The sequence below is a fragment of the Psychrobacter sp. TB55-MNA-CIBAN-0194 genome, assembly GCF_040309505.1.
GTDB lineage: Bacteria > Pseudomonadota > Gammaproteobacteria > Pseudomonadales > Moraxellaceae > Psychrobacter > Psychrobacter fozii.
Genome location: NZ_JBEOOW010000286.1, coordinates 1 through 271, shown reverse-complemented (window position 1 = coordinate 271; position 271 = coordinate 1). Strand labels below are relative to the sequence as shown.

Below are 271 nucleotides of genomic sequence, written 5' to 3'. Positions count from 1 at the left end.
ATATATCTGTTTAAACAGTTTTTTATCTTCGATCGGAAAGGCGACTTCGACGCGATGGAAGAGGTTACGATCCATCCAGTCAGCACTGCCGCAATACAAGCGCTCATCACCATCATTATAAAAGTAATAAATGCGTGTGTGCTCTAAAAAGCGCCCAATAACCGAGCGTACAGTGATGTTTTCAGACAAGCCTTTGACTTGGGGGCGCAGACAACACATGGAGCGCAAAATTAATTCTATTTTGACACCTGCCTGCGAGGCATCGTATAGC

Annotated in this window: 1 pseudogene; it reads right to left on the bottom strand. The window is 44.6% G+C overall.

Going from position 1 to position 271, the window contains the following annotated elements:
• A pseudogene (locus tag AAEY75_RS15180) lies at positions 1-271 on the bottom strand (polyphosphate kinase 1); the annotation flags it as partial.